This window comes from Streptomyces sp. NBC_01275, assembly GCF_026340655.1.
In the GTDB taxonomy this organism is placed as follows: Bacteria; Actinomycetota; Actinomycetes; order Streptomycetales; family Streptomycetaceae; genus Streptomyces.
In genome coordinates this window covers 5677143-5701134 of sequence record NZ_JAPEOZ010000001.1, presented here as the reverse complement: position 1 = coordinate 5701134, position 23992 = coordinate 5677143, and the positions used below count along the sequence as shown (strand labels likewise).

Sequence of the window (23992 nt, the reverse complement as noted above, 5' to 3'; positions counted from 1 at the left end):
TCCCGTCAGTTGGCGGAGGCGGACGCGGACGGCGAGGCGGTGCCCGACGGCCCTCCGCCGCTGGGCAGGCCGACCGGCTTGCCGACGCCGCCCTCGGGGCGGAGGCCGCCGGGTCCCTGGTTGCTCTGGCCGTTTCCGCCGAACGGCAGCAGTGAGGACGGGTTCAGTGACGTGCCCCAGCCCATGAAGGCCGCGCCGAGGACGGCCGCGTAGGCGAGGCAGCCCACGCCCATGAGGAGGCCGATCCGGCGCAGCAGCTTGGACCTACGTCCGGAGTTGTCTACGAACACGGGCCCCTCGGCGGATTCGTCGTCATCGCGTTTGCGACGGCGACCGCGAGCGGCGGCACGGCTTTCGAAGGCAGGCTCGGAATGCATTCCCCGGATATTAGGGAGTCTTTATGTGGCTCAAACTCTGTTTTCCTTGTGAGAGAACCATGAGAAACACGCCAACCTGTCCCTTCCCTGAGAGAACCATGAAAACCCTGCGGGTACGACGTTCAGCATGGGAGGGTTGATTGTCCCTTTTGGGCGGGTGGTTATCACCTTTTGCGCGATTACATCCATGAACTGTCTATGTGTTCACTGTTCGCGTGCCATCCGTCCGCATGTGAGACATTTCCACATCGGGAACGCCTGTTGTTTCCGTCCTGAGATAGAAATCACGAGAGCGGGTGCATGCGCAATGAGGAGTTTCCTTAAGCCGATGACGGGGCTTGCTTGCCTGTTTGCCCTGGCCACGGCGGGATGCTCCGCGGGTTCCGACGGCGCATCGGACGCCGCGCCCGAGGCGACAAAACAGGCCACCAGCGCTTCCCCCTCACAGAGCGCCGAGTCATCCGATACATCCGGTTCATCCGATACCAGCACCTCCTATGCTCCCTACGTCAGCGCGGCGGAGGCCTCCGACAACGACTCCGCCGGCTCCCCGGCGACCTACAACCTGGCCTTCGTCATCGCGGACGGCAGCAGCTGTACGCCGAACTGGAACGGGACGAACGTCGTCGACGACTCGGCGGTGAAGTCGCGCATCTCGGCGCTCACGGAATCGGGGGCGACGGTCCGCGTCTCCTTCGGCGGGGCCTCCGGGAAGGAGCTGGCGACCACCTGCGGCAGCGTCGCGAAGCTGGCCGCGGCCTACGGCGAGGCGCTCGACGCGGCCGGTTCCACCCAGGCCGACTTCGACATCGAGGGCGACCAGCTGACCGACTCCGACTCGGTCGCCCTGCGCTCCCAGGCGATCGCCGCGCTGCAGAAGGAGCGTCCTGACCTGGAGGTCTCCTTCACCCTGCCGGTGATGCCGTCCGGGCTGGACTCCGACGGCCTGGCGCTGCTGACGTCGGCGAACAAGTACGACGTACAGGTCTCCACCGTCAACATCATGACCATGAACTACGGCGAGTCCTACGACGACGACATGGGCGAGTACGCGATCACCTCGGCGACGGCGGCGCACACCCAGCTGAAGAAGGTCTTCGGCACGTCGGACGAGGCCGCCTGGCAGGGCATGGCGCTCACCTCGATGATCGGCACCAACGACGTCGCGAACGAGACGTTCACGCTCTCCGACGCGGCCGAGGTGCGCACCTTCGCCGAGGAGAAGGGCGTCGCCTGGGTGTCCATGTGGTCGACCTTCCGCGACCAGCAGTGCGCGGACGCGGACGCGGAGAAGGACGACGCGCTGACCAACTGCAGTGGGGTGAAGCAGAGTTCGGGTGCGTTCGCGGAGGCGTTCACGGGCTGAGGTGCACAGACCTCAGCGCCGCCGGTGGACCAACCGCCCCGCGCACACCGTCGCGATGCACGCGCCGGTCTCGTCGAAGACGGCGAGATCGGCGCGGCCGGTCTCCCGGATCGCGGGCGGCTGCGGGTGCGGCTGCCGCTGCGGGTGCGGCTGCGGGTCTGCAAGGACGAGTACGTCGTTGCGCGCGGCGGCCGCCCGGAGTTCGGGGGAGTCGGCGTACGCCTCGACGACCGCCACCGCACCGAGCTTCAGTACGGCGTGGATCCGCTCGCGCGGGCTCGGGGCATCGGGCAGCGGCCCCTCGTGGATGCGAGCGGGCCCGAGCACGCCGGGCCAGCGTCGGACGCGCGCGGCCGGAAACCGCTCGACCAGTTCGGCCAACGGCCCCACGGCGGCGACCCGGCCCCCCTCGACGGCGACGGCGCCGTCCTCGACCCGCTCCGTGCCGTCCCAGGTGTACCGGACCTCGTCGGCCGCATGAATGGTCAGCACAGGGAGGTCAGTTGGAAGCGAGCAGCTTCAACTCGGGGTGGGCGGTGCCGCCTTGGATCGCCGTGGACGAGATGTGGGACATGACCCGCTCGTCGACGGGGTCGTTCGCCGGGTCGTCGTGGACCACGATGTGCTCGTACGTCGTCGTCCGCTGGGCCGGGACGCGGCCCGCCTTGCGGATCAGGTCGATGATCTCCAGGCGGTTGGAGCGGTGCTTGGCGCCGGCCGAGGAGACGACGTTCTCCTCCAGCATGATCGAGCCGAGGTCGTCCGCGCCGTAATGCAGGGACAGTTGGCCGACCTCCTTGCCGGTCGTGAGCCAAGAGCCCTGGATGTGCTGGACGTTGTCGAGGAACAGGCGGGCGATGGCGATCATCCGCAGGTACTCGAAGAGCGTCGCCTGGGTGCGGCCCTTGAGGTGGTTGTTCTCGGGCTGGTAGGTGTACGGAATGAAGGCCCGGAAGCCGCCCGTCCGGTCCTGCACGTCACGGATCATCCGCAGGTGCTCGATGCGTTCGGCGTTGGTCTCGCCGGTGCCCATGAGCATGGTGGACGTCGACTCGACGCCCAGCCCGTGCGCGGTCTCCATGATCTCCAGCCAGCGCTCGCCCGACTCCTTGAGCGGAGCGATCGCCTTGCGGGGCCGGGCGGGGAGCAACTCGGCCCCCGCGCCCGCGAAGGAGTCGAGGCCGGCGGTGTGGATCCGCTGGATGGCCTCCTCCACGCTCACCTTGGAGATCCGGGCCATGTGCTCGACCTCGGACGCGCCGAGGGAGTGGATGACCAGCTGGGGGTAGGCGGCCTTGATCGCGGCGAAGTGCTTCTCGTAGTACTCGACGCCGTAGTCCGGGTGGTGCCCGCCCTGGAACATGATCTGCGTGCCGCCGAGCTCGACGGTCTCGGCGCAGCGGCGCAGGATGTCGTCGAGGTCGCGGGTCCAGCCCTTGGCCGCGTCCTTGGGGGCCGCGTAGAAGGCGCAGAACTTGCACGCCGTGACGCACACGTTCGTGTAGTTGATGTTCCGCTCGATGATGTACGTCGCGATGTGCTCGGTCCCGGCGTACTTACGGCGGCGCACGGCGTCGGCGGCCGCGCCCAACGCGTGCAGGGGCGCGTCGCGGTAGAGGTCGAGCGCCTCCTCCGGGGTGATCCGCCCGCCCTCGGCGGCACGGTCGAGCACGGACTGGAGGTCGGCCTTCTCGGTCACCGGGTGCGTCCCTTTCGTCAAGGGTTGTGGACGGACCCGGCCAGCCTACGCCAGCGACGCCGACGGCCCGACCTCAGGCCGCGTACGCGCCGATCAGCATCCCCACGAGAGTCCCCGCGAGCATGAACGGCCCGAAGGGGATCACCGTACGGCGTCCCGCCCGCCCCGCGACGACGAGCGCACCGCCGTACAGCGCGCCGAGGAGGAAGCCGGCGAGGGCCCCGAGAGTGACGGTCGGCCAGCCGTACCAGCCGAGGACCGCGCCCGCCCCGAGCGCCAGTTTCACATCGCCGAAGGCGAGGCCGGCGGGGCTGACGAGGTGCAGGAGGAGGTAGCCGCCGCCGAGGACCAGGGTGCCCAGCAGGGCGGTCGTCCAGTGGCCGGCGTGCTCGGGCAGCAGCGCGGTCGGGCCCAGCAGGGCGAGGGCGGCGGCCGCGAGCGTGAGGGTGAGCGGGTCGGGCAGTCGTTGCACCCGCAGGTCGACGACCGCCAGCAGCACGCCGAGGGGCGCGAGCAGCAGCCAGACGGCGAGTTCGGGCCGCAGGCCGGTGGCGGCGGCGAGGACGGCGCAGACGCCGGCGGTGACGGCGGGGAGGACGGGCGCGGCGGCCGAGGGGAGGACGGGGGCGGCGGCGGAGAGAAAGGGGGCGCGTGGCCGGTCGGGATCGCCCAGGTCGTCGACGCTCCGGGCCGACCGGGCGCACCGGGCGCACCGCGCGCCTCCGACCCACCCCCGGATCGGATGTCCGGCCGGACACGTCCGCCGCCAGCCGCCGTCCGCCTCCTCCTCCGGCACGGAGAAACGGTAGGCGGCGCGCGGCAGCAGCGCTCCGGTCACCGCGCCCCACAGCACGGCGACGGCGACCAGCACCAGGTCGTCGGGAGGTGTGCTCATCCCCAGGGATCTTAGGGATCTGCCTGACGACCGCTCTAGTTTCCGCTCACGATCACTCCACAACACCCCCGGAAGATCCGCCAAAACGAGCGCCCGATATCAGCCGCTCCTGGGATGAGGTCATGTGATGATCACCTGACGGAACGGGAGTGACGGAACAGGATCAACGGGGGCGCAGATGGGTCTTCTGCCCATAAGCAGGACGACGTTGGAGTCCGATGCCGGGGCGCTGGCGGCGGTGCGGGCGATCGGCGTGCGGTACGGCGTGGACTACACCGACGACGCGGCGGTGGCCGACCTGCTCGCGGAACACCGGCGGGCGGTGGACGCCACCCAGCGCGGCGGACTGGTGTGGATCGGCGGCCTGACGCTGACGGCCGGTGCGCTCTGGCCCTTCGCGGCGCAGCTGGTCCCGAAGCTCGCCGCGCACCTTCCCCTCTCCTACGCCCCCGCCGGCCCCCTCCTGCTCATCGCCGTCGCCGCCCTCACCGCCGTACGCGTCCGCTGGAAACGCGAGCTGACCCGGGGGCCGCTCGTCGGCTACCGGGAGGTCCTCGGCGTGGCCCGCGCGCACGGCCTGCCGGTGACCCACGTACCGGCCTGGCTGGAGGGCAGGTCGCACGGCGGGACCGGGAAGGGGGCGACACCGGTGCCGACCCCGACCCCGACCCCGACCCCGACTCCGGCTCCTGCCGGGGGAGTTGAGCGGGCCCCCGTCGACATCCCCGCGAAGCCCGCAGCCGTCCTCTCCTACGAGCAGATCGCCGACGAAGGGGGCTGGCACGACGAGGCGGGATGTCTGCTTCTGGCGGCCGGGGCGATCGGCGCGGGCTGGGCCTGGGCCAACGACCAGTTCGCCGGTCTCGCCGCCCTCGTCCTCGTCCCCGTGGCGATCCGCGTCTGGGTGGCGGGAAGCCGCCAGGGCCAGGAGAAGGAGCGGCTACGGCAGGAGGCCCTCGCGTACGTCAGGACGGTCGCGGCGGCGCAGGCGGCCGGCGGTCGGGCTCCCGAACTGTCCCCGGTGCTGCGGCGGTTGCTGGAGGAGGAAACACAACGAGGGCGAGCCTCCTGACCCGGGCGAACCCTCTGCCCCGGCCCTACCTCCCCCGCGCTGCCCGGCTCTTGCCCTTCCCCTTCTTGCGCAGTCTCTTCAACCGGGCCCGTTCCCGCGCTCGTTGGGTCTGCGCGAGGCGGACGCTTCGGGCGTACCAGAGGCCGCCGGCGACGGTCGCCGTGATCGCGTACGCCAGCAGGGCGCTGCCCGTGCCCGGGAGGTACGCGCACATCGCGTCGCCCGTACGGCAGTTGCGGGCGGGCAGCGCGCCGAGGACGTACAGGAACGCGCCGTAGCCCACCGTCCAGCAGGCCGCCGCGCCCGCCGCGGGGCGCAGGCGCAGGCCGCCTACGCAGCCGGCCACGGACAGCAGACCGAGGGCGACGCCGACCGTCCAACCCCCGCCGGGCAGCAGGTCCGTCAGCCCCGGCGCGGTCGCCCGCACGAGCCGTTTCAGCAGGCCGAGCGCGAACAGGACGACGGCCAGGGCGGCCGCGCCGAAGAGGACGGCTCCGGCCAGCCCCAGCCCCAGCCCCGACCCCTGCTTCCGCCCCTCCGCCTCCCGCGCCACGCCCGCCTGCCCCGCCACGCCCACCTGCCCCGCCACGCCCGCTTCCCGCGCCACGCCCGCCTGCCTCGCCTGCCCCGCCATCTACTCGACCCTCGACATCCGTGCCACCGGGTTGCCCTCGGCCGTGCTGTCCGAGGTGTAGGTGAGGTCGTCGCCGGTCGGGGTGAGGCGGATCGTGTGGGGCTCCGGGTTGCAGCCCGAGTGGTTGCTCTTGGCCCCCGCCGACGTGGCGACGACCTCCTTCTGCGTCACCTTCTTCAGGGTGAGTACGTCGAGACAGACCCCGCCGAGGATGTCGGTCTGCCGCATCTCGCCCAACTTCTCGCCCACGTCGGCCTGTTGGACGGTCACCCGGAAGGTTCCCATCGGCAGCGTGCCGTCGAGTCCGCTGCCCTCGCCCTCCCAGACGCCGAGGTAGCGGGCCGGGACGGCGGTGCCCTCCGTCGCCGGTTCCGACACCGACGAGCCCGCGTCGCTGCCGGAGTCGGCACCCTGGCCGCCGTCGCCCGGCAGCATGCGGAAGAGGAACACGGAGCCCACCGTCACCGCCGCCAGCGCCCCCGCGACCGCCAGCGCGACGGAGCAGCTCAGCCGCCGCCCGCGCCCGCCCTCGCCGGGGACGGCGGCGGCCGACACGCTGACGGAGACCTTCCCGGGGCGAGGAGCGTCCCGGGGTGCCGGAACAGCCGGAGCATCCACCGGTGTCGCCGGGCTCGCGTCCATCACCGGCGGCGGCCCGAACTCCCCGACCGTCACCGCCGCGCCGCTGAACGCCACGGGACCGGAGGAAACCGCCCCCGCCGCCTCCAGGTTCAACAGCTGTACGGCGCTCCGCCCCACCTTCTCCACCAGCGCCCCCGGCAGCCACCCGGCCGCGACCAGCCGGGCCGCTCCTTCCGGGGCGAGCCGTCGGGCCGCCTCGCCGGGGGCCGGACGGGCGGCGGGATCCTTGGCGAGGCAGGCCTCGACGACCTCCCGCAGCGGCCCGTCGCCCAGCTTCCCCAGCTCCGGCTCCTCGTGGACGACCCGGTAGAGCAGCGCGGCCGAGGAGTCCCCGGGGAACGGCGGCTGCCCGGTCGCCGCGTACGCCAGCACCGCACCGAGCGAGAACACGTCGGCCGCGCCGGACACGGCCCCCTTGCCGAGGATCTGCTCGGGGGCCATGTAGCCGGGGGAGCCGACGGAGACGCCGGTCGAGGTGAGCGAGGACGTGCCGTCCGTGGCACGGGCGATGCCGAAGTCGATGAGGAGGGGGCCGTCGACGGTCAGCAGCACGTTGGACGGCTTGACGTCCCGGTGCACGAGGCCCAGGTCGTGCACCGCCGCCAGCGCCTCCGCGAGCCCCGCGCCGAGCACCCGCACGGTGTGCTCGGGCAGCGGCGCGCCGGCCGAGGCGACCGCCGCGGCGAGGGAGGGACCGGCCGCGTACGCCGTGGCGACCCACGGCACCGCGGCCTCCGGGTCCGCGTCCAGCACCGACGCGGTCCACGCCCCGCCGACCCGCCGCGCGGCCTCGACCTCGCGGCGGAAACGGGTGCGGAACTCCTCGTCGAGCGCGAGGTGCGGATGCACGATCTTCACGGCGACCGTGCGGCCGCCCGCGCTACGGCCCAGGTAGACGCGGCCCATCCCGCCGGAGCCGAGCCGGCCGAGCAGCCGGTAGGGCCCCACTTCGGTGGGTTCGTCGGCTCCGAGCGGCTGCATGGACACGTCCACCCCTCCCCCGTATCACAGACTCGTGAGCAGACTACGGCTGGAGCAGCTCCACCTTCACGTCCGCCGGGAAGCCGGTCGTCGGGCCGACGCGGCGGGCGAAGGCGGTCACGGCCTCCAGTTGCTGCGGGCCGAAGCGGAAGTCGAGGGTCGTGAAGTACTGCTCCAGGACGCTCTCGTCGAACGCCTCCCAGCGGGCCGCCTGCTCGGCGACCTTGGCGACCTCCTCCAGGGAGAGGTTGCGGGAGGCGAGGAAGGCCTCGTGGACCTGGCGGGTGATGACCGGCTCGCGTTCCAGGTAGTCCCGGCGGGCGGCCCAGACCGCGAAGACGAACGGCAGGCCGGTCCACTCCTTCCAGAGCTGGCCGAGGTCGTGCACCTGGAGCCCCAGGCGCGGCGCGTCCAGGAGGTTGGCCCGCAGTGCCGCGTCGCCGATCAGGACCGCCGCCTCCGCGTCCTGCATCATCAGGCTGAGGTCGGGCGGGCATGTGTAGTAGTCGGGCTGGACCCCGTAGCGGTCGGACAGCAGCAGCTGCGCCAGGCGTACGGAGGTGCGCGAGGTGGAGCCGAGGGCGACGCGCGCCCCGTCGAGCTTCTCCAGCGGGACCTGCGAGACGATCACGCAGGACATGACCGGGCCGTCGCAGCCGACCGCGATGTCGGGAAAGGCGACCAGGTCGTCGGCGTTCTTGAGGAACTCGATCAGGGTGATGGGCCCGATGTCGAGGTCTCCCTGCACCAGCCGCTCGCTGAGCTTCTCCGGGGTGTCCTTCGTGAGCTCGAAGTCGAGGAGCGTGCCGGTTCTCGCGAGCCCCCAGTAGAGGGGCAGGCAGTTCAGGAACTGGATGTGGCCGACGCGCGGCCGGTTGCGAGAATTGTCCACATCGCGAGGCTAGACCCCGTGCAGTACTCTCGGGACTCCGACCCCCGAGACCCCTTGAGTCAACCCGTTTTCTGGATCTTCAAACATCCGGGTGACGTGATCTTGACCTCTATTGCATTCGGCTGCCTGCATGCTAGGCTCGCCGCAAGTTGCAGTTTGGTTTCCCTTGCAGTACAGAGCCTGCGGAGCATGTAACCGCGGGCTCTCGTCGTTTTCAGACGTATGCAGTTGTGCGGCACTTGCTTTCACGCTTGCAGGGTTCTGGAGCAGGGCAACCCTTTGGGCCCAAGGAGGGCTTATGGCTACCGGAACCGTGAAGTGGTTCAACGCCGAAAAGGGCTTTGGCTTCATCGCCCAGGAAGGCGGCGGCCCCGACGTCTTCGTCCACTACTCCGCGATCAACGCGCAGGGCTTCCGCTCGCTCGAGGAGAACCAGCAGGTCTCCTTCGACGTGACGCAGGGCCCGAAGGGTCCCCAGGCGGAGAACGTCACCCCCGTCTGACCCAGCTGATTAGCACACCCGTGCGATCGCAAGTCTGAGAGCAGTACCCAAGGAGCCCTGTGCCAGCCCGGCACGGGGCTCCTGCCTTTGCGCGCCGGTCCTGCCTACGGCCCTCTCCTGGCCCTGTCCTTGCCGTGTCCTGTTCCCGGCCCTGTTGTCAGTGGCGAGCGCTAGCGTCCGGTCGCATGACTGACGCCCCCTTCATCACCGAGACCCGCACCTTCTACGACGCGGTCGCCGAGGACTACGCCGACCGCTTCCGTGACGAGCTCGCGGGCAGGCCGTTGGAGCGGGCCGTGCTCACGGCGTACGCCGAGCTGGTCGGCGTGGGCGGGAAGGCGGCCGACCTCGGATGCGGACCCGGGCGGACCACGGGGTTCCTGGCCGGACTCGGGCTCGCGATCCACGGCCTCGACCTCTCGGAGTCGATGCTGGCGATCGCCCGGCGGGAGAACCCCGGGATCCGGTTCGAGCAGGGCTCGATGCTACGGCTGGACGGTCACCCGGACGGCTCCCTCGACGGCGTCTCCTCCTGGTACTCCTCCATCCACACCCCTGTGGAAGAGCTGCCCGCCCTCTTCGCCGAGTTCCGCCGGGTGCTGGTCCCCGGCGGGCATCTGCTGCTGGGCTTCCAGGTCGGCGCAGAGCCCAAGCGCCACGACCGGCCCTGGGGCCACCCGGTCTCCCTCGACTTCCTGCGCCGCCGCCCGGAGACGATGAGCGAGCTGCTGGCGGCGGCCGGCTTCGCCCCGGTGTCGACCACGGTGCGGGAGCCGGAGGCCGCGCTCGGGGAGACGGTCGCGCAGGCGTTCCTGATCGCCCGCGCCGCCCACGACCTCGGCCGAGAACTCTAGAGCGCTCCCGCGAGGTCGAGTGCCGCGATGTAGCCGAAGGTCATCGCCGGTCCGATCGTCGACCCCGCGCCCGCGTAGCTGTGGCCCATGACGGCGGCGCTCGCGTTCCCGGCGGCGTACAGGCCCCGGATCACCGAGCCGTCGGGCCGCAGCACGCGGGCGCGGGCGTCCGTGCGCAGGCCGCCCTTGGTGCCGAGGTCGCCGGGGACGATGCGGAAGGCGTAGTACGGGGGCAGCCAGAGGGGGGCGAGGCAGGAGCTGGGGAGGACGGAGGGGTCTGTGTAGTAGTGGTCGTAGGCGCTGTCGCCGCGGTGGAAGTCGGTGTCCTTTCCCTTGAGGGCCAGGGAGTTGAAGCGGTCGACGGTGGAGCGGAGGGCGGCGGCCGGGACGCCGACGGCGGCGGCGAGGGCGTCGAGGGTCCAGGCCTTGCGCACGGCCCCGGAGGTGTACCAGTCGTCGGGGAGGACGAAGGTCGGGGCGACGTCCTTGAACAGGTACCGGTTGCGGTAGTTCTGGTCGACGACCAGCCAGGCCGGGATGTCGGGGTCGGTGGGGTTGCGGTCGTACATGATGTGGACGACGTCGCTGTAGGGCGCGGCCTCGTTGACGAAGCGGGATCCGGCCTGGTTGATCAGCAGGCCGCCGGGGAGGGTGCGTTCGGCGAGGCAGAAGTACGGGTCGCCGGGGAGCGGGATGGCCGGTCCCCACCAGGCGTCGTCCATCAACGCGAGCGCCCCGCCCACCCGTTGCCCGGCCCGGATGCCGTCGCCCGTGTTCTCCTTCGCGCCGACGGTCCACTCCGTGCCGATGGGCTGGCGCTGGTACTGCGCCCGCATGGCCGCGTTGTGCTCGAACCCGCCGGAGCCCACGACGACCCCGCGCCGGGCCCGTACGAGACCGGCGGCCCCGTCGCGCGTGACCACGGCCCCCGTCACCGCGCCGTCCTCGACGTACAGGTCGGTGAGCGGGGTGTTCAGCCACACCGGGGTCTGCGCGGCGAGCAGCCCGGCGCGCAGCCCCGCCGCCAGCGACTGCCCCATGGTGAGCGGCTGCTGCCCGAGCAGCGCGGCCTTCGTGCCCCGCGCCAGGCATTCGGTCGCCACGGCGGCCCCCTTGACGCTCACCGCCGCCAGCGCGAGCCACTTGTAGTCGGCGCTGAAGACGACCATCCCGGCGGGGACGGCGAGATACGGCGGGTTGAGGCGGGCGAGTTCGGGGCCGAGGACGTTGCCGTCGAGCTGGTCGGGCTCGATGGAACGACCGCCGGGGAGGCCGCCGGGCAGCTCGGGGTAGTAGTCGCTGTACCCCTCCATCCACCGGAACCGCAGGGGGCTGTTGGCCATGACGAAGGAGAGCATGGCGGGCCCGTGCCCGAGGAAGGCCGCCTGCCGGTCGGCGGGAACGTCCGCCCCGACGACCGCGGCGAGATAGGCGGCCGCCTTGGCGGGCGTGTCCGGGACGCCGGCGGCGAGGAGGACGGGGTTGTTCGGGATCCAGATCCCGGCCCCCGAGCGGGCGGCGGATCCCCCGAAGGTCGGGGCCTTCTCTACGACCACACAGCTCAGCCCCCGCTTGGCGGCCGTCAGGGCAGCCGTCATCCCGGCGGCCCCGGAGCCGATGACGACGACGTCGTAGGTGCCGAGGAGGGGAAGGTCGGCGGCCTGGGCTCCCCCGACCCCGACGCCGACGCCGACGCCGGCCGCGAGTGCGACCCCCGTGCCCGTGGCCGCACCGGCGGCGGCTCCGAGCACGATCCTGCGGGAGGGCGGGCCGGAGGGTCTCGCGGAGTCCGTGCTCGTGGTGGTCATGGCCACTCCAACTCGCCGGGAACAGAGGGGAACGGGCGGGAACAGTCGGGAACGACTGAGGGGACCGGAATGTCCTGCTTGGGTCTTGTGAAGTCAAGGGCCATGCGACGGCACGCCGATTAGCGTGACCGGGATGACCGACGATGCCGATACCGATCCCGCTGCCGATACCGAAGCCGATCCCGAAGCCGAAGCCGATGCCGTGCGACTGCGACCTGTCCGTGAGGACGATCTGGCGATGCTGGAGCGGTTCCTCGTCGACCCCGAGGCCGCCGGGCCGTTCTCCTGGTTCGGCTGGGCGGACCCGGGGCGCTTCCGTCAGCGCTGGATCGAGAACGGCCTGCTCTCCGAGGACGGCGGCCAGCTGATGGTGACGTCCGGCACCGCCCGGCTCGGCTTCGTGGCCTGGCGCAAGATCGTCACCTCGCCCGCCTCGCACTGCTGGAACACGGGCATCCAACTGCTTCCCCAGGCCCAGGGACGCGGAGTCGGCACCCGAGCCCAACGCCTCCTCGTCCACTACCTGTTCGCGCACACCCCCGTCGCACGGATAGAGGCGGTCACCGAACGGGAGAACATCGCCGAGCAACGCGCCCTGGAAAAGGCCGGCTTCACCCGCGAGGGCGTCCTGCGCAGCCTCGTCTTCCGCGACGGCCACTGGCGCGACGCCGTCTCCTACAGCGTGCTGCGGGACGAGGCGTCCTGAGACAACCGCACCCTCTGCCCACACCGTCTTGCCGACGTCCCGTTCCAGGACGCCCAGGGGCGCCTCGTCACGTCGCCCTCGATCGGGCGAATGTCCGAACGCCCGCCCGATCGAGGCATACCTTCTCCGCCGTGACCACCACCTTCAGCGCAGCCCAGAGCTTCCGTCCCTTGGAACTGCTGGCACGCATCGACCCGCGCTTCTGGGAGATCCTCTTCCCGCCCCAGCCCCCCGTCCTCAACCCAACGCTCAGCGCCTTCGAGCGCGTTCGCTCGGCCGAGATGCACTCGGCGAACAACGGGGAGGCGGGTCTCAACCCGCAGCCGCTGCCCCCCGGGGACACTCTGTGGCGCATCGTCCGTGACACCTCCGTCTCGGTGGCGGAGGCCACCATCGCCGCGAATCTGGCGGGGCGGGATCCGGGCGAGCTCCTCAGGGAGGTCGGGGACGACTGGTGTCCTACGCCGCCGAGGCCGCCCTGGCCCAAGAAGTGGCCCCTGCCCGTCCAGCTTCAGCAGGCGCTCGCCGTCGACGGGAACAACGTCCGCCCCGCCGTACAGGCCACGGCCGCACTGGTCTTCCAGGGCTATGCCGCCCGTATCTCGGACGACGCGCTGAGCACCGCCTTCGCCGGGCTGGCCGACCGACTGGTGACGGCGGCTCTCAACAACAGCGAAATCCTGACGTGGTGATAGGCAGGCCGAGGAAACGGGCGTCCCGGGGGTGTGAACTCCCGTGAACCCCTTTGCGGTTCGTCGGCAAGTACTGGGTGAACGCTGTCCCTTTCCCCTGCGCCCACGGACGGACCGTCCATGACTGACTCGTTGTGCCGCACCGCACAACCGGATGCCGTGCTGATCGCGGCCTCGCTCGACGAACCGGAGTGTTTCGCGGCGCTCTTCGACCGGCATGCGCCTGCCATCCACCGGTATGTCGCCCGTCGTCTGGGCGGTGACGCCGCCGACGACGTCACCGCCGAGACCTTTCTGACCGCCTTCCGGATCCGGGCCCGTTACGACAGCGAGCGGGCCGGGGTCCGGCCCTGGCTGCACGGCATCGCGGCGAAGCTGATCAGCCGGCACCGGCGTGAGGAGGTCAGGGCGCTGCGGCTGCTGGCCCGTACCGGGCGCGACCCGGTGGCCGAGAGCTGGACCTGGACCGACTGCGCCGACGACCGCGTCACCGCGCAGGCCGCCTCCCGGCCGTTGGCCAAGGCGCTGGCCAAGCTGTCGGAGGGCGACCGGCACGCGCTGCTGCTGTTCGCCTGGGAGGACTTCAGCTACCAGGAGATCGCCGAGGCCCTGGGCGTCCCCGTGGGCACCGTCCGTTCCCGGCTCAACCGCGCCCGCAAGAAGCTGCGCGCCTCCGCGGGCGCCCACAGCCCCCTCGCCAACGAACCGTTCGCATCGCCCGTACCCGAAGGTGACCTCGCATGAGCAACGTGAACGAGACGAACGAGACGAACGAGACGAACGAGATGGGCGAGACGAACGAGATGGGTGAGCTGGGTGAGCTCGACGAGTTGTTCTCGGCTCGTGTGCTGCGCCCCGACGCCCCGCTGCCCGACAGCGACCGGCTCGCCCCTCAACGCGCCCTGCTGAGCGAGGCGTTCCGGCTGGAGGCCGCCGGGCGCACACCCGCCCCCGTGCGCACGGCACCCCCCCGGCGCAGGATCGTCCTGGTGTCCGCCGCCGCGACCGCGGCCCTCGCCGTGACCGGCGGGATCGTCGCCGCCCTCCCCGACGACGGCTCCCCCGCCACCGCCGCTCCCACCCCCTCCGACGGCCGTCGGCTGCTCTCCGCACAGGCCTCCGCCGACACCCTCGAACTGGCCGCCGCCACGGTGGAGAAGCTCGGCGTCACCGAACCCGGCCCCAAGCAGTGGGTCTATGAGAAGAGCACCTCCCTCGGCAGCGACGGCACGACGTCGGAGCGCTGGACCCGCTGGGACGGCACCGGCGAGGCACAGCTCCCCGGGTTCCCGCGCGGGGCCGAGGACCTGGAGGACTTCGACCCGAACAAGCTCCAGGTCTGGTACGGGCCCAACCAGGAGGAGAAGTGGAAGAAGGAGGGCTACGACGACCGTTCGCAGCGCCAGTTCTACCGCTTCCTGGCCACTCTCCCCAGCGACCCCGACCGCATGATGAAGGCCATCCGCAAGGAGCACGCCATCGGTGACATCAAGGGCGAGACGGCGGCGCAGCGCGACTGGCGGGAGATCGACGTCCTCTACCGGTCCGTGCTGATCCCGCCGAACGCTCAGGCGGGGCTCTTCCGCGCGCTCGCGAAGATCCCCGGCGCCCGGGTGGAGAAGGGCATCAAGGATCCCATCGGTCGCCCGGCCATCGGTGTGATGGTGAACTACAGCAAGCCCGCCCCCTCGGGCCACCAGGGCAAGCAGGAGATCTATTTCGACCCCAAGACGTACGCGTACCTGGGAGAGGTCTCGACCGGCGCGCCCCTCGAAGTCCCCGATCCCGACGCGCCCACGATGGAGCCCGAGGAGTACGTCATGACCGACGTCCGCAACGCCTGGGGGGTCGTGGACAAGCCGGGCGAACGCCCCTGACTGTCCTAGCCCTAGCCTGAGTCCGAGTCCTCCTCCGAGTCCGAGTCCTCCTCCGAGTCCGAGTCCTCCTCCGAGTCCGAGTCCTCGTCCGAGTCCTAGTCCGATTCCTCATGCTCGTCCTCGCCCTCGTCCTCGTTCTCCACGACCGCCTCCACCGCCTCCCGTACGCCCGCGTCCGGGTCGTCGGCGAGGCGGGCGAGGAGTTCGGGGACGCCGGGGGTGGTCCAGGCGGCGATCGCCCAGACCAGCTCCTCGCGGACCGAGGGGTCGGGGTGGGCGGACAGACGGATGAGTTCGGGGAGCGGGCCGCGTCTGCGGCTGCCGAACCAGTGCAGCGCCTCGCGCAGCGCGGCCGGATCGCCGGGGTCGCCGGCCGCCGCGATGCGGGCCAGGAGCACCCTGGGCGGCGGCGGGGGGCCGTCCAGGGGGTGCGGCAGGCGCTCGCGCAGCCGCCGTGCGCCGTAGCCGCCGCGGACCTGGCAGCCGAAGCAGGTGCAGGGGCGGGTGCCGTGCGCGTCCGGCTTGTACCGCCAGCCGACCGCCTGCGGCGCGCTGCGCACCCGGTGCACCTCGCGCGGCCGGATCGCCCGGGGCACGAACACCTCCCACCCCCGCGGGTCCTCCAGCGCCGCGATCCGCCGTACCGCCTCCGCCGCGGCGACCGTCTCCTGGGCGTTGCGCGCACGGTCCCCGTAGCGGCCGGTCAGCACCGGCTCCACGTCGTCCAGCCGGACGTGCACCGCCACCAGCCCGCCCCGGCTGCCGAACCGCGCCAGCTCGCGCAGCCACTGGTGGGTGAGGGTGTACGACGGCAGCACCGGGAAGCAGTACACGCCCCGCGCGCCGCCCTGCCCGTGGCTCACCGCCCGGATCCCGGACCGCCTGATGCGCGGGGCGTCGGCCGCCGAGGTCAGGTGTACGAACATCGCCATGGTCGCTCCTTGGATCCTCAGACTCCCAGGCCGGGCGGGGGCGGGCCCAGCGGGTCCTCCGGAAGCACGGTGGGGGACCTGAGCGCCGCCTCGTAGGCCGTACGGTCGAAGACGAAGGGGCCGATCGGCAGCTCGCCCCACTGCGCGCGGTGCGGCTGGCGGAAGGACGACCAGGTGATCGTCGCAGGGGTCGGGGTGATGTCCGCCGTCAGGGGCCAGCACTCCCAGACGCCGCAGGTGCAGCCGAGGACGGGGACGGCGGTGGCCGACGCGAGGAAGTGGTCCGGCCTGTCCTCGAACTCCGCCACGCCCAGGCCCTCGTGCTGACACCAGATGAGCTCGGCCGACTCGCCCTCCTGGTCCTCGAACTGGTCCTCCAGCTCCGGTCGCCACAGTTCGCGGGTCGCCCAGGCCGTCTGCTCGCGCAGGTCCTTGCCGTCGACTCGGATGCCCCAGAAGCGGGGGTAGTGGAAGAACTCGATGCCGTTCACAAACGGCATACTCCCTGGTCGACGGCTGTCCTGCGACTCCTTTACGGCTCTTGCCGCTCCTGCTCGTACAGCTCCTCCACGGTGTCCGCGAAGTCCCGCAGGATCGCCTCGCGGCGCAGCTTCATGGAGGGGGTGAGGTGGCCGGCGTACTCGCTGAAGTCGAGGGGGAGGACGGCGAAGCGGCGGATCGACTCCGGTCTCGAGACCAGCTTGTTGGCCTCGTCGACCGCCCGCTGGAGTACCACGTCGAGCTCCTCGTCGCCGATGAGGAGCTCGGCGGGGACCGGGTGCTTGCCGTTCATCTGACGCCAGTGGGAGATGCCGTCGGGGTCGAGGGTGAGGAGGGCGGAGACGTAGGGGCGGCCGTCGCCGAGGACCATGGCCTGGGAGATCAAGGGGTGGGAGCGCAGCCAGTTCTCCAGAGGCGCGGGGGCGACGCTCTTGCCGCCCGCCGTGATGATCATCTCCTTCTTGCGGCCGGTGATCGTCAGGTATCCCTCGTCGTCCAGCTCGCCCAGGTCGCCGGTGGCGAGCCAGCCGTCGGGGGCGGCGGGGGTGACTCCGCCGGCCGCCGGGTCCCAGTAGCCGCGCAGGACGTGGTCGCCCGCGATGAGGATCTCGCCGTCGGAGGCGATGCGGATCTTTGTGCCGGGGAGGGGCCAACCCACCGTCCCCAGGCGGGGTTTGAGCGGCGGGGTCACGGTCGACGCGCCCGTGGTCTCGGTCAGGCCGTAGCCCTCGTAGATCTCGATGCCGGCCCCGAGGTAGAACGAGGAGAGGCGGCGGCCGAGCGGGGAACCGCCGCAGATGGCGTGCCGGACCCGGCCGCCCATGGCGTTGCGGATGCGGCGGTAGACGAGCGGGTCGTAGAGGGCGCGGGCGGCGCGCAGGGTCGCGCCGGGGCCGGATCCGGCTCCCGTCTTCTGCGCCTCGACCGCCTCGCCGTAGCGGCGGGCCACGTTCACCGCACGGTCGAAGGAGCTGAGGCGGCCGCCCGCCTCGGCGCGGGCGCGGGCGGTGTTGAAGACCTTCTCCAGCATGTAGGGGATCGCCAGGAGACAGGTGGGTCTGAAGGCCGCCAGGTCCGGGAGGAGGTGCTCGGACTTGATGCTCGGGGCGTGTCCCAGGCGGACCCGGGCGCGGATGCAGGCGATGGCCACCATCCGGCCGAACACATGGGACATGGGGAGGAAGAGGAGGACGGAGAGGTCGTCGCCCTTCGACTTGAAGACCGGGTAGAGGAGTTCGATCGCGTTGTCGATCTCGGCGAAGAAGTTGCCGTGGGTGAGCGCGCAGCCTTTGGGGCGGCCCGTGGTGCCGGAGGTGTAGACGAGGGTGGCGAGGGTGTCGGGGACCAACATCCCCCGGCGGATCTCGACTTCGGCGTCCGGAACGTGCTCCCCCGCCTCCGCGAGCCGGTCCACATGCCCCTTCTCCATCACCCACAGGTGGTGCAGGTCGGGCAGCCGGTCGCGTTCGGGGCCGAGGGCGGCGGCCTGCGCGACCGTCTCGGTGACCAGGGCGACCGCGCCGGAGTCGTGCAGGATCCAACGGGTCTGGAAGACCGAGGAGGTGGGGTAGACGGGGACGGTGACCAGACCGGCCGCCCAGGCGGCGAAGTCGAGCAGCGTCCACTCGTACGTCGTCCGGGCCATGATCGCGATCCGGTCGCCCGGCACCAGCCCCTCGGCTATCAACCCCTTGGCCACCGCCTGCACTTGGGCGGCGAAGTCCTCCGCCGTGACGTCCGTCCACTGCCCCTCGTGGTCCCTGCGGCTGAGGACCACCGCGTCCTTGGCGGCGGCCGCGTTGTCGTAGGGCAGCTCGGCGAGCGAGCCGTACGTCACCGGTCGCGCCAACGCCGGTACGGACGCCTCCCGTACGGCACCGTCCAGCCGTCGCGTCTCGGGCTCCACGAGGACCGGGGGCTGGTCGAGGCGGTGCTCGGCGGAGGCGGCCTCCGCGTACGGCGCGGAGTCTGAGTACGGGGTGGACACGGGCGGCTCCCTGGGCGTGCAGCGACGAGACTGCTTGCTGCAATGACGTACGTGCCCCGGTGCCCGAGGCGTTCACCGGGATGCCCCCGAAGCGTGGGGTTACCGCCGGTTAGGCAGGGATCGTACGGCCCCGAGGTGTGGAGTGTGTGGGCGTTCGGGGATGGTCCGGGGTCAGGGCTGTGCAGTCCCGGGGGGTATGTGAGTAACCCTCAGGTTTAAGACGAGGTGGCCGCGACGTGCGCTTATCAGCGGCTTACCGGCGGTAACATTACTGCGGAGTCAGCTTTTGGAATAGCCCCCACGAGAGCCCAAGAAGACCCAAGCGTCCTAAAGAGGTAGGAGCTGGACATGGTCACCCTCTCCGGTCCCCCGGCCCTCGCGCCGCTGCTCATGCGCGGGGCGCTGCGCTCGCCGTTCAAGCGACCCCGCCCCGGCGTCCGTTTCTCCTCCTCCGACTCGACCGAACGGCTCGTCCTGCCCGGACTGCGGCTCGACCTCGCCCGACTCGCCGCCTACGAACGGGTCTGCGGCTTCCCCACCGGCGAGGACGCCCTGCCGGTCACCTATCCCCACGTCCTCGGCTTCCCCCTGGCCATGGCCGTCATGAGCCGCCGGGACTTCCCGCTTCCGCTGCTCGGCCTCGTCCACACGTCGATCGACATCACCCGCCGGCGCGCCGTCGCGGCGACCGGCACCTACGAACTCACCGTGCACGTCGACCACTTGGCCCCGCATCGACGGGGGACGGAGGCGTTCGTCGTGACGGAGCTGAGGAAAGGCGAGGAGGGGAGCGGGAGTGAAGGTGGGAATGAGGGTGGGAGTGGGGGTGCGGGTGGGGACGGGAGTGGGGGTGCCCGTGCGGGTGCGGGTGCGGGTGCGGTCGTGTGGGAGTCCACGAGCACCTACCTGTGCCGACACCCCACCACCCCGGCCGACCTCGAACCAACTGAACCGGGGCTTACGGCAGTTGAGGAGCCCGCCCTCCCCGTCCTCGACGAGTGGCGGCTCGCCGCCGACGTCGGCCGGCGCTACGCCGCCGCCTCCGGCGACCGCAACCCCATCCACCTCCACCCCCTCACCGCCCGCCTCTTCGGCTTCCCCCGGGCCATCGCCCACGGCATGTGGACCGTGGCCCGCTGCCTCGCCGCCCACGGCACCCCCGAAGCCGTACACCTGCATGCGGAGTTCCGGGCCCCGGTCCTGCTGCCGGGCGCGGTGACGTTCGCGGCGGACGGCCGCCGGTTCGAGTTGAGGGGGGCCGGGGAGTCGGGCCGGGTGCATGTGAGCGGACGGGTGGATCCGCTCACCGGTGACCAGGACCTGCCCTAGTCCTCCGGGGGTGACCAGGCCCTGCCCTCCATCAGGTTGCCCAGGCCCGTCCAGGCGAAGTTCATCAGGGTGGCCGCCGCCTGGCGGGCGCTGGCGTCGGGGGTGGCGTTGGTCCAGGCGGCGAGGGACTCGGCCGCGCCCACCAGGGCCTCGGCCAGCCCCGCGACCTCGCGTTCGGGCAGGTCGGGGTCGCGGTGGGCCTCACGGGCGGCGACCACGATCAGCTGCGTCACGAACGCGACGATCTCCTCGCGCATCGCGGCGACCTCCGCGGCGAAGGGCTCGCCGTGGGTACGGGCCTGGAGATGCAGGACGGACCAGGCGTGCGGGTGCTCCGCGGTGTGCGCGAAGAACGCCCGCAGCCCGTCCCAGAGTTGGCGGTCGGCGGGCACGTCGGTGCGGACCCCGCCGCGCACCGCCTCGACGAGCGCCTTGGCCTCGCGCCGGATGCACGCGGTGAAGAGCTCTTCCTTGGAGTTCAGGTACAGGTACACCAACGGCTTGGACACGCCCGCGAGTTCGGCGATCTCGTCCATCGACGCGGCCATGTACCCCCGCCGGCCGAAGGTCTCCACGGCGGCGTCCAGCATCTGCTGCTCACGGACCGCCCGCGGCATCCGCTTGGTCTTCACGGCACCCATGGAGCAAGACTAGTTCGCCCCCGGGCGCGGGCGGTGCTTAAGAGGCCTGGCCCTGCGCCTGACCCTGCGCCTGGGCGGCGTCGACCGTCTCGTCCTCCTGGGAGCGGTTGGCCTCCAGGTTGGCCTTCATACGGTCCACTCGCTGGACGACCGTCACCGAGGCGCGGTCGCGCTCCTTGCGCAGGACCACGAAGCTGATCGGGGCGGAGATCACCAGCGAGAGCAGGACGACCCACATGATGTTGGAGTCGCCGAGGCCGCGCGGGACGACGCCGGAGTAGGTGAGGCCCCAGACGACCACGAAGCAGCCGGCGAAGACACCGAGGCGCATCAGTGTGTAGCGGAACATCTCAATCCACTCTTCCGTCTCGAAACAGTCCCGTCCAGTGAAGCACGCGCCCCGCCCGATCTTGCGGCGGGGTGCGGCGGACGACGGCCTGGGCTCACATCAGGGGCAGCAGCATGAAGACGTCGTCCCGGTCGTCCCCCGGCGCTACGCGGATCGCGCCGGGCACCCGGCCGACCTCCTTGTAGCCGCAGGAGCCGTAGAACCGCTCCAAGCCGTGTCCGCCCCGGCAGGTGAGCCGGATCGCCTCGATGCCGTCGAGGCCGCGGGCGGCCTCCTCGGCGGCGGCGAGCAGGTCCCGGCCGTACCCCCGGCCCTGGTGCCGGGGGTGCACCATCACCGTGTACAGCCACAGCCAGTGCCGCATCAGCCGGTGGGTGTTGAAGGAGAGGAACGCGGTCGCGGCGACCGTGCCCGAGGCGTCCCGGCCGACCAGCAGCCGGGTGCGCCCCTCCGCCATCGCGACGAAGTGCTTGACCAGCTCGGGCCGTATGTCGTCGGCCGTCACCGGCGCGACGAAGCCGACGGAGCCGCCCGCGTTCGACACCTCCGCCCACAGGGCGAGGACGTCGTCCCTGAGGGTCGGGGTGATCGCCGGGTCCAGGGTGAAGACCAGCGTCATCGTGCCGTCGTCACACGCGCATGGGCTGCGGCGACTCACGGCGCGCCGGGTCGGGACCGTCGTACTCGCGGATGATCTCGTAGCGCGTGTTGCGCTCCACCGGGCGGAAGCCGGCGTCGCGGATGAGGTCGAGCAGGTCCTCGCGGGTCAGCTTGTTCGGGGTGCCGTAGTTGTCGGCGTCATGCGTGATCTTGTACTCGACGACCGAGCCGTCCATGTCGTCCGCACCGTGCTGGAGGGCCAGCTGGGCGGTCTGGACGCCGTGCATGACCCAGAAGACCTTGACGTGCGGGACGTTGTCGAAGAGCAGGCGCGAGACCGCGAAGGTCTTCAGCGCCTCGGCCCCCGTGGCCATCTGGGTGCGGGCCTGGAGGCGGTTGCGGACCTTGCCGTCCTTCATGTCCACGAAGTCGTGCTGGTAGCGCAGCGGGATGAAGACCTGGAAGCCGTTCGTCTCGTCCTGGAGCTCGCGCAGCCTGAGGACGTGGTCGACGCGGTGCTTCGGCTCCTCGATGTGGCCGTACAGCATGGTCGAGGGGGTCTTGAGACCCTTCTCGTGCGCCAGGCGGTGGATGCGGGACCAGTCCTCCCAGTGGGTGCGGTGGTCCACGATGTGCTGCCGGACCTCCCAGTCGAAGATCTCCGCGCCGCCGCCGGTGAGCGACTCCAGGCCCGCGTCGATCAGCTCGTCCAGGATCTCCGACGCCGACAGACCGCTGATCGTCTCGAAGTGGTGGATCTCGGTCGCCGTGAAGGCCTTCAGGGAGACGTTCGGCAGGGCGGCCTTCAGCTCGCGCAGGGAGCGCGGGTAGTACCGCCACGGAAGGTTCGGGTGCAGGCCGTTGACGATGTGCAGCTCGGTGAGGTTCTCGCCCTCCATCGCCTTGGCGAGCTTCACCGCCTCCTCGATGCGCATCGTGTACGCGTCCTTCTCGCCCGGCTTGCGCTGGAACGAGCAGTAGGCGCAGGACGCGGTGCACACGTTCGTCATGTTGAGGTGACGGTTGACGTTGAAGTGCACGACGTCGCCGTTCTTGCGGGTGCGCACCTCGTGCGCGAGTCCGCCGAGCCAGGCCAGGTCGTCCGACTCGTACAGCGCGATGCCGTCCTCACGGGTCAGCCGTTCACCGGCCCTGACCTTCTCCTCCAGCTCGCGCTTGAGCCCGACGTCCATGCCCACACCTCTCCTAGACAGACCTGTTAAACCGTACGCCTTCGTACTCGGACTTCCCGACCCGGACCTCCGGGCTCGGACTTCCCGACGCGGACCTCCGGGCTCAGACCTCTTCCGGCAGCTCTCCGACCCTGTTCTCCCACTTCGTGGACAGCACGATCGTCGTACGGGTCCGGGAGACGCCCTTGGTCCCCGACAGCCGCCGGATGATCTTCTCCAGGCCGTCGACGTCGTTCGCCCGCACCTTGAGCATGAACGAGTCCTCGCCGGCGATGAACCAGCAGTCCTCGATCTCGGTCAGCTCCTTCATCCGGTTCGCCACGTCCTCGTGGTCGGCGGCGTCGGAGAGGGAGATGCCGATCAGGGCGGTGACGCCGAGGCCGAGCTGGGCGGCGTTCACCGTGGCGCGGTAGCCGGTGATGACGCCGGCCGCCTCCAGCCGGTTGATGCGGTCGGTGACGCTGGGTCCCGACAGGCCGACCAAACGCCCCAACTCGGCGTAGGAGGCCCGGCCGTTCTCCCTCAGGGCCTGGATGAGCTGCCTGTCCACCGCGTCCATGCGAATCGAAGCCTTCCGATGAAGATGAAGAAGAGGAAGAGGTATCTGAGGTCTGAGAGCTGAGGTGAGAGCTGAGGTCTGAGGAGCTGAGGTCAGAGAGCTGAGGTCAGAGAGCTGAGGTCCGGGGTCCGGGAAAGACCGAGAACTCAGGCCGGGCGGGAGCCGCCGCCCAGCTCGCCCTCCCACCGGCGATACAGCCCGTGCGCCACGCCCGCCGCGTCGAGGACCCGGCCCGCGACGAAGTCGACCAGGTCCTGGATGTGCGTGGCTCCCGCGTAGAAGGCCGGCGAGGCGGGCACGACGCTCGCGCCCGCGTCGTCCAGGGCGACCAGGTGGCGCAGGGTCTGCCCGTTCAGCGGGGTCTCGCGCACGGCGACGACGAGGGTGCGGCGCTCCTTGAGCGTCACGCTCGCCGCCCTTTGGAGCAGGTCCTTGGACAGGCCGAGGGCGACTCCGGCGACGCAGGCGGTCGAGGCCGGCACGATCAGCATGCCCTGCACTTGGTACGACCCCGAGGACGGGCCCGCGGCCAGGTCACCGGCGTTCCAGTACCGCACCCGGTCGCCGTCGCCGCCCGGTTCGAGGTCCACGTCGAAGGTGTCCGGCTTGCCGTCGGCCCCGCGGGCCAGCCATTCCCGCAGGTCCTCCCGCCAGTGCGCGTCCCGGAACGAGATGCCCGTCTCGTCCAGCAGCGTGAGGCGCGAGGCCCTGCTGACCACCAGGTCGACGCTCTCGCCCCCGGCGAGCAGCGCACGCAGCACGGCGGCGGCATAGGGCGTACCGGACGCCCCGGACACCCCCACGATCCAAGGCACGCGCTGCGTTTCTCCTGCGTTCACACCTTGAGCGTACCGGTGAGTGGGAAGGTCTTCAGGACAGGGCGGGGGTGTGGAGGAGATACGGA

At 71.2% G+C, this 23992-nt stretch carries 26 protein-coding genes; 9 read left to right on the top strand and 17 right to left on the bottom strand.

The features are described from left to right. Positions 1-5 precede the first annotated feature (5 nt). A complete protein-coding gene (locus tag OG562_RS25210; RefSeq protein WP_323187554.1) occupies positions 6-290 on the bottom strand; it encodes a hypothetical protein in 285 nt (94 codons plus the stop codon). 394 nt (positions 291-684) lie between these two features. On the opposite strand from OG562_RS25210, the gene OG562_RS25205 reads away from it, so the two are divergent. Continuing rightward, on the top strand, positions 685-1743 hold the full coding sequence (locus tag OG562_RS25205) for a chitinase (protein WP_266401487.1): 1059 nt from the start codon (positions 685-687) through the stop codon (positions 1741-1743). Positions 1744-1755: 12 nt separating this feature from the next. Here the strand turns inward: OG562_RS25205 and OG562_RS25200 are convergent, their stop codons facing one another. From OG562_RS25200 to OG562_RS25190, 3 genes are all read right to left on the bottom strand, one after another. Continuing rightward, positions 1756-2235, bottom strand: a complete 480-nt coding sequence (locus OG562_RS25200; protein ID WP_266401484.1) for a hypothetical protein — start codon at positions 2233-2235, stop codon at positions 1756-1758. A 7-nt stretch (positions 2236-2242) separates the two neighbouring features. Beyond that, positions 2243-3442 carry a cyclic dehypoxanthinyl futalosine synthase gene (gene mqnC / locus OG562_RS25195; RefSeq protein ID WP_266401482.1) on the bottom strand — a complete coding sequence of 400 codons (1200 nt, stop codon included), beginning with the start codon at positions 3440-3442 and terminating at the stop codon, positions 2243-2245. A 73-nt stretch (positions 3443-3515) separates the two neighbouring features. Then, on the bottom strand, positions 3516-4337 hold the full coding sequence (locus OG562_RS25190; RefSeq protein WP_266401479.1) for an A24 family peptidase: 822 nt from the start codon (positions 4335-4337) through the stop codon (positions 3516-3518). Between the two features lie 208 nt (positions 4338-4545). Between OG562_RS25190 and OG562_RS25185 the strand changes: the two genes are divergently transcribed. Next, positions 4546-5409 (top strand): hypothetical protein, encoded by an 864-nt coding sequence (locus OG562_RS25185; protein ID WP_266401477.1) that lies wholly within the window; start codon positions 4546-4548, stop codon positions 5407-5409. A 25-nt stretch (positions 5410-5434) separates the two neighbouring features. On the opposite strand, the gene OG562_RS25180 is transcribed toward OG562_RS25185, so the two are convergent. The 3 genes from OG562_RS25180 to OG562_RS25170 are packed head-to-tail and all read right to left on the bottom strand — an operon-like array spanning position 5435 to position 8558. Further along, positions 5435-6043: a hypothetical protein gene (locus OG562_RS25180; RefSeq protein WP_266401474.1), complete on the bottom strand. Its 609-nt coding sequence runs from the start codon at positions 6041-6043 to the stop codon at positions 5435-5437. Next, on the bottom strand, positions 6044-7666 hold the full coding sequence (locus tag OG562_RS25175; RefSeq protein ID WP_266409499.1) for a serine/threonine-protein kinase: 1623 nt from the start codon (positions 7664-7666) through the stop codon (positions 6044-6046). Between the two features lie 43 nt (positions 7667-7709). Next, complete coding sequence (locus OG562_RS25170; RefSeq protein ID WP_266401472.1) at positions 7710-8558, bottom strand: menaquinone biosynthetic enzyme MqnA/MqnD family protein; 849 nt, start codon at positions 8556-8558, stop codon at positions 7710-7712. 298 nt (positions 8559-8856) lie between these two features. On the opposite strand from OG562_RS25170, the gene OG562_RS25165 reads away from it, so the two are divergent. Both OG562_RS25165 and OG562_RS25160 read left to right on the top strand, forming a co-directional pair. After that, complete coding sequence (locus OG562_RS25165; protein ID WP_003974443.1) at positions 8857-9060, top strand: cold-shock protein; 204 nt, start codon at positions 8857-8859, stop codon at positions 9058-9060. Positions 9061-9245: 185 nt separating this feature from the next. Next, positions 9246-9914 (top strand): class I SAM-dependent methyltransferase, encoded by a 669-nt coding sequence (locus tag OG562_RS25160; protein ID WP_266401470.1) that lies wholly within the window; start codon positions 9246-9248, stop codon positions 9912-9914. On the opposite strand, the gene kstD is transcribed toward OG562_RS25160, so the two are convergent. Further along, positions 9911-11722 (bottom strand): 3-oxosteroid 1-dehydrogenase, encoded by a 1812-nt coding sequence (kstD, locus tag OG562_RS25155; RefSeq protein ID WP_266401468.1) that lies wholly within the window; start codon positions 11720-11722, stop codon positions 9911-9913. The genes OG562_RS25160 and kstD overlap by 4 nt on opposite strands. Positions 11723-11855: 133 nt before the next feature. Here kstD and OG562_RS25150 point away from each other — a divergent pair, with 133 nt between their 5' ends. From OG562_RS25150 to OG562_RS25135, 4 genes are all read left to right on the top strand, one after another. Further along, positions 11856-12428 (top strand): GNAT family N-acetyltransferase, encoded by a 573-nt coding sequence (locus OG562_RS25150; protein ID WP_266401466.1) that lies wholly within the window; start codon positions 11856-11858, stop codon positions 12426-12428. A gap of 131 nt (positions 12429-12559) precedes the next feature. Continuing rightward, positions 12560-13120, top strand: coding sequence for a hypothetical protein (locus tag OG562_RS25145; RefSeq protein WP_266401464.1), 561 nt, complete (start codon positions 12560-12562; stop codon positions 13118-13120). A gap of 120 nt (positions 13121-13240) precedes the next feature. Next, positions 13241-13864 (top strand): RNA polymerase sigma factor, encoded by a 624-nt coding sequence (locus tag OG562_RS25140; protein ID WP_266401462.1) that lies wholly within the window; start codon positions 13241-13243, stop codon positions 13862-13864. Then, positions 13861-14997, top strand: a complete 1137-nt coding sequence (locus OG562_RS25135) for a CU044_5270 family protein (RefSeq protein WP_266401461.1) — start codon at positions 13861-13863, stop codon at positions 14995-14997. The genes OG562_RS25140 and OG562_RS25135 overlap by 4 nt, the downstream gene beginning before the upstream one ends. A gap of 95 nt (positions 14998-15092) precedes the next feature. On the opposite strand, the gene OG562_RS25130 is transcribed toward OG562_RS25135, so the two are convergent. From OG562_RS25130 to OG562_RS25120, 3 genes are read right to left on the bottom strand one after another with little or no spacing between them, the layout of a single operon-like run. Beyond that, positions 15093-15929 (bottom strand): HEAT repeat domain-containing protein, encoded by an 837-nt coding sequence (locus OG562_RS25130; protein ID WP_266401459.1) that lies wholly within the window; start codon positions 15927-15929, stop codon positions 15093-15095. A 17-nt stretch (positions 15930-15946) separates the two neighbouring features. Then, on the bottom strand, positions 15947-16420 hold the full coding sequence (locus tag OG562_RS25125; RefSeq protein ID WP_266401457.1) for a hypothetical protein: 474 nt from the start codon (positions 16418-16420) through the stop codon (positions 15947-15949). Between the two features lie 41 nt (positions 16421-16461). Further along, the gene (locus OG562_RS25120; RefSeq protein ID WP_266401454.1) at positions 16462-18417 is read right to left on the bottom strand and encodes a long-chain fatty acid--CoA ligase; all 1956 of its coding nucleotides are present in this window, start codon (positions 18415-18417) and stop codon (positions 16462-16464) included. Positions 18418-18765: 348 nt separating this feature from the next. Between OG562_RS25120 and OG562_RS25115 the strand changes: the two genes are divergently transcribed. Beyond that, the gene (locus OG562_RS25115; protein WP_266401452.1) at positions 18766-19746 is read left to right on the top strand and encodes a MaoC/PaaZ C-terminal domain-containing protein; all 981 of its coding nucleotides are present in this window, start codon (positions 18766-18768) and stop codon (positions 19744-19746) included. On the opposite strand, the gene OG562_RS25110 is transcribed toward OG562_RS25115, so the two are convergent. The 6 genes from OG562_RS25110 to OG562_RS25085 all read right to left on the bottom strand — a co-directional run bounded on the left by OG562_RS25110 (position 19743) and on the right by OG562_RS25085 (position 23903). After that, the gene (locus OG562_RS25110) at positions 19743-20387 is read right to left on the bottom strand and encodes a TetR/AcrR family transcriptional regulator (RefSeq protein WP_266401450.1); all 645 of its coding nucleotides are present in this window, start codon (positions 20385-20387) and stop codon (positions 19743-19745) included. The two genes, OG562_RS25115 and OG562_RS25110, sit on opposite strands and share 4 nt — an antisense overlap. A 37-nt stretch (positions 20388-20424) precedes the next feature. Beyond that, the gene (locus tag OG562_RS25105; protein ID WP_266401448.1) at positions 20425-20736 is read right to left on the bottom strand and encodes a DUF4229 domain-containing protein; all 312 of its coding nucleotides are present in this window, start codon (positions 20734-20736) and stop codon (positions 20425-20427) included. 94 nt (positions 20737-20830) lie between these two features. Beyond that, complete coding sequence (locus OG562_RS25100; RefSeq protein WP_266401447.1) at positions 20831-21355, bottom strand: GNAT family N-acetyltransferase; 525 nt, start codon at positions 21353-21355, stop codon at positions 20831-20833. Positions 21356-21365: 10 nt separating this feature from the next. Further along, positions 21366-22529 (bottom strand): aminofutalosine synthase MqnE, encoded by a 1164-nt coding sequence (mqnE, locus tag OG562_RS25095; protein WP_266401445.1) that lies wholly within the window; start codon positions 22527-22529, stop codon positions 21366-21368. A gap of 103 nt (positions 22530-22632) precedes the next feature. Continuing rightward, positions 22633-23088, bottom strand: coding sequence for an Lrp/AsnC family transcriptional regulator (locus tag OG562_RS25090; RefSeq protein WP_266401442.1), 456 nt, complete (start codon positions 23086-23088; stop codon positions 22633-22635). Between the two features lie 146 nt (positions 23089-23234). Next, on the bottom strand, positions 23235-23903 hold the full coding sequence (locus OG562_RS25085) for a UbiX family flavin prenyltransferase (protein WP_266401441.1): 669 nt from the start codon (positions 23901-23903) through the stop codon (positions 23235-23237). Between the last annotated feature and the right edge of the window lie 89 nt (positions 23904-23992).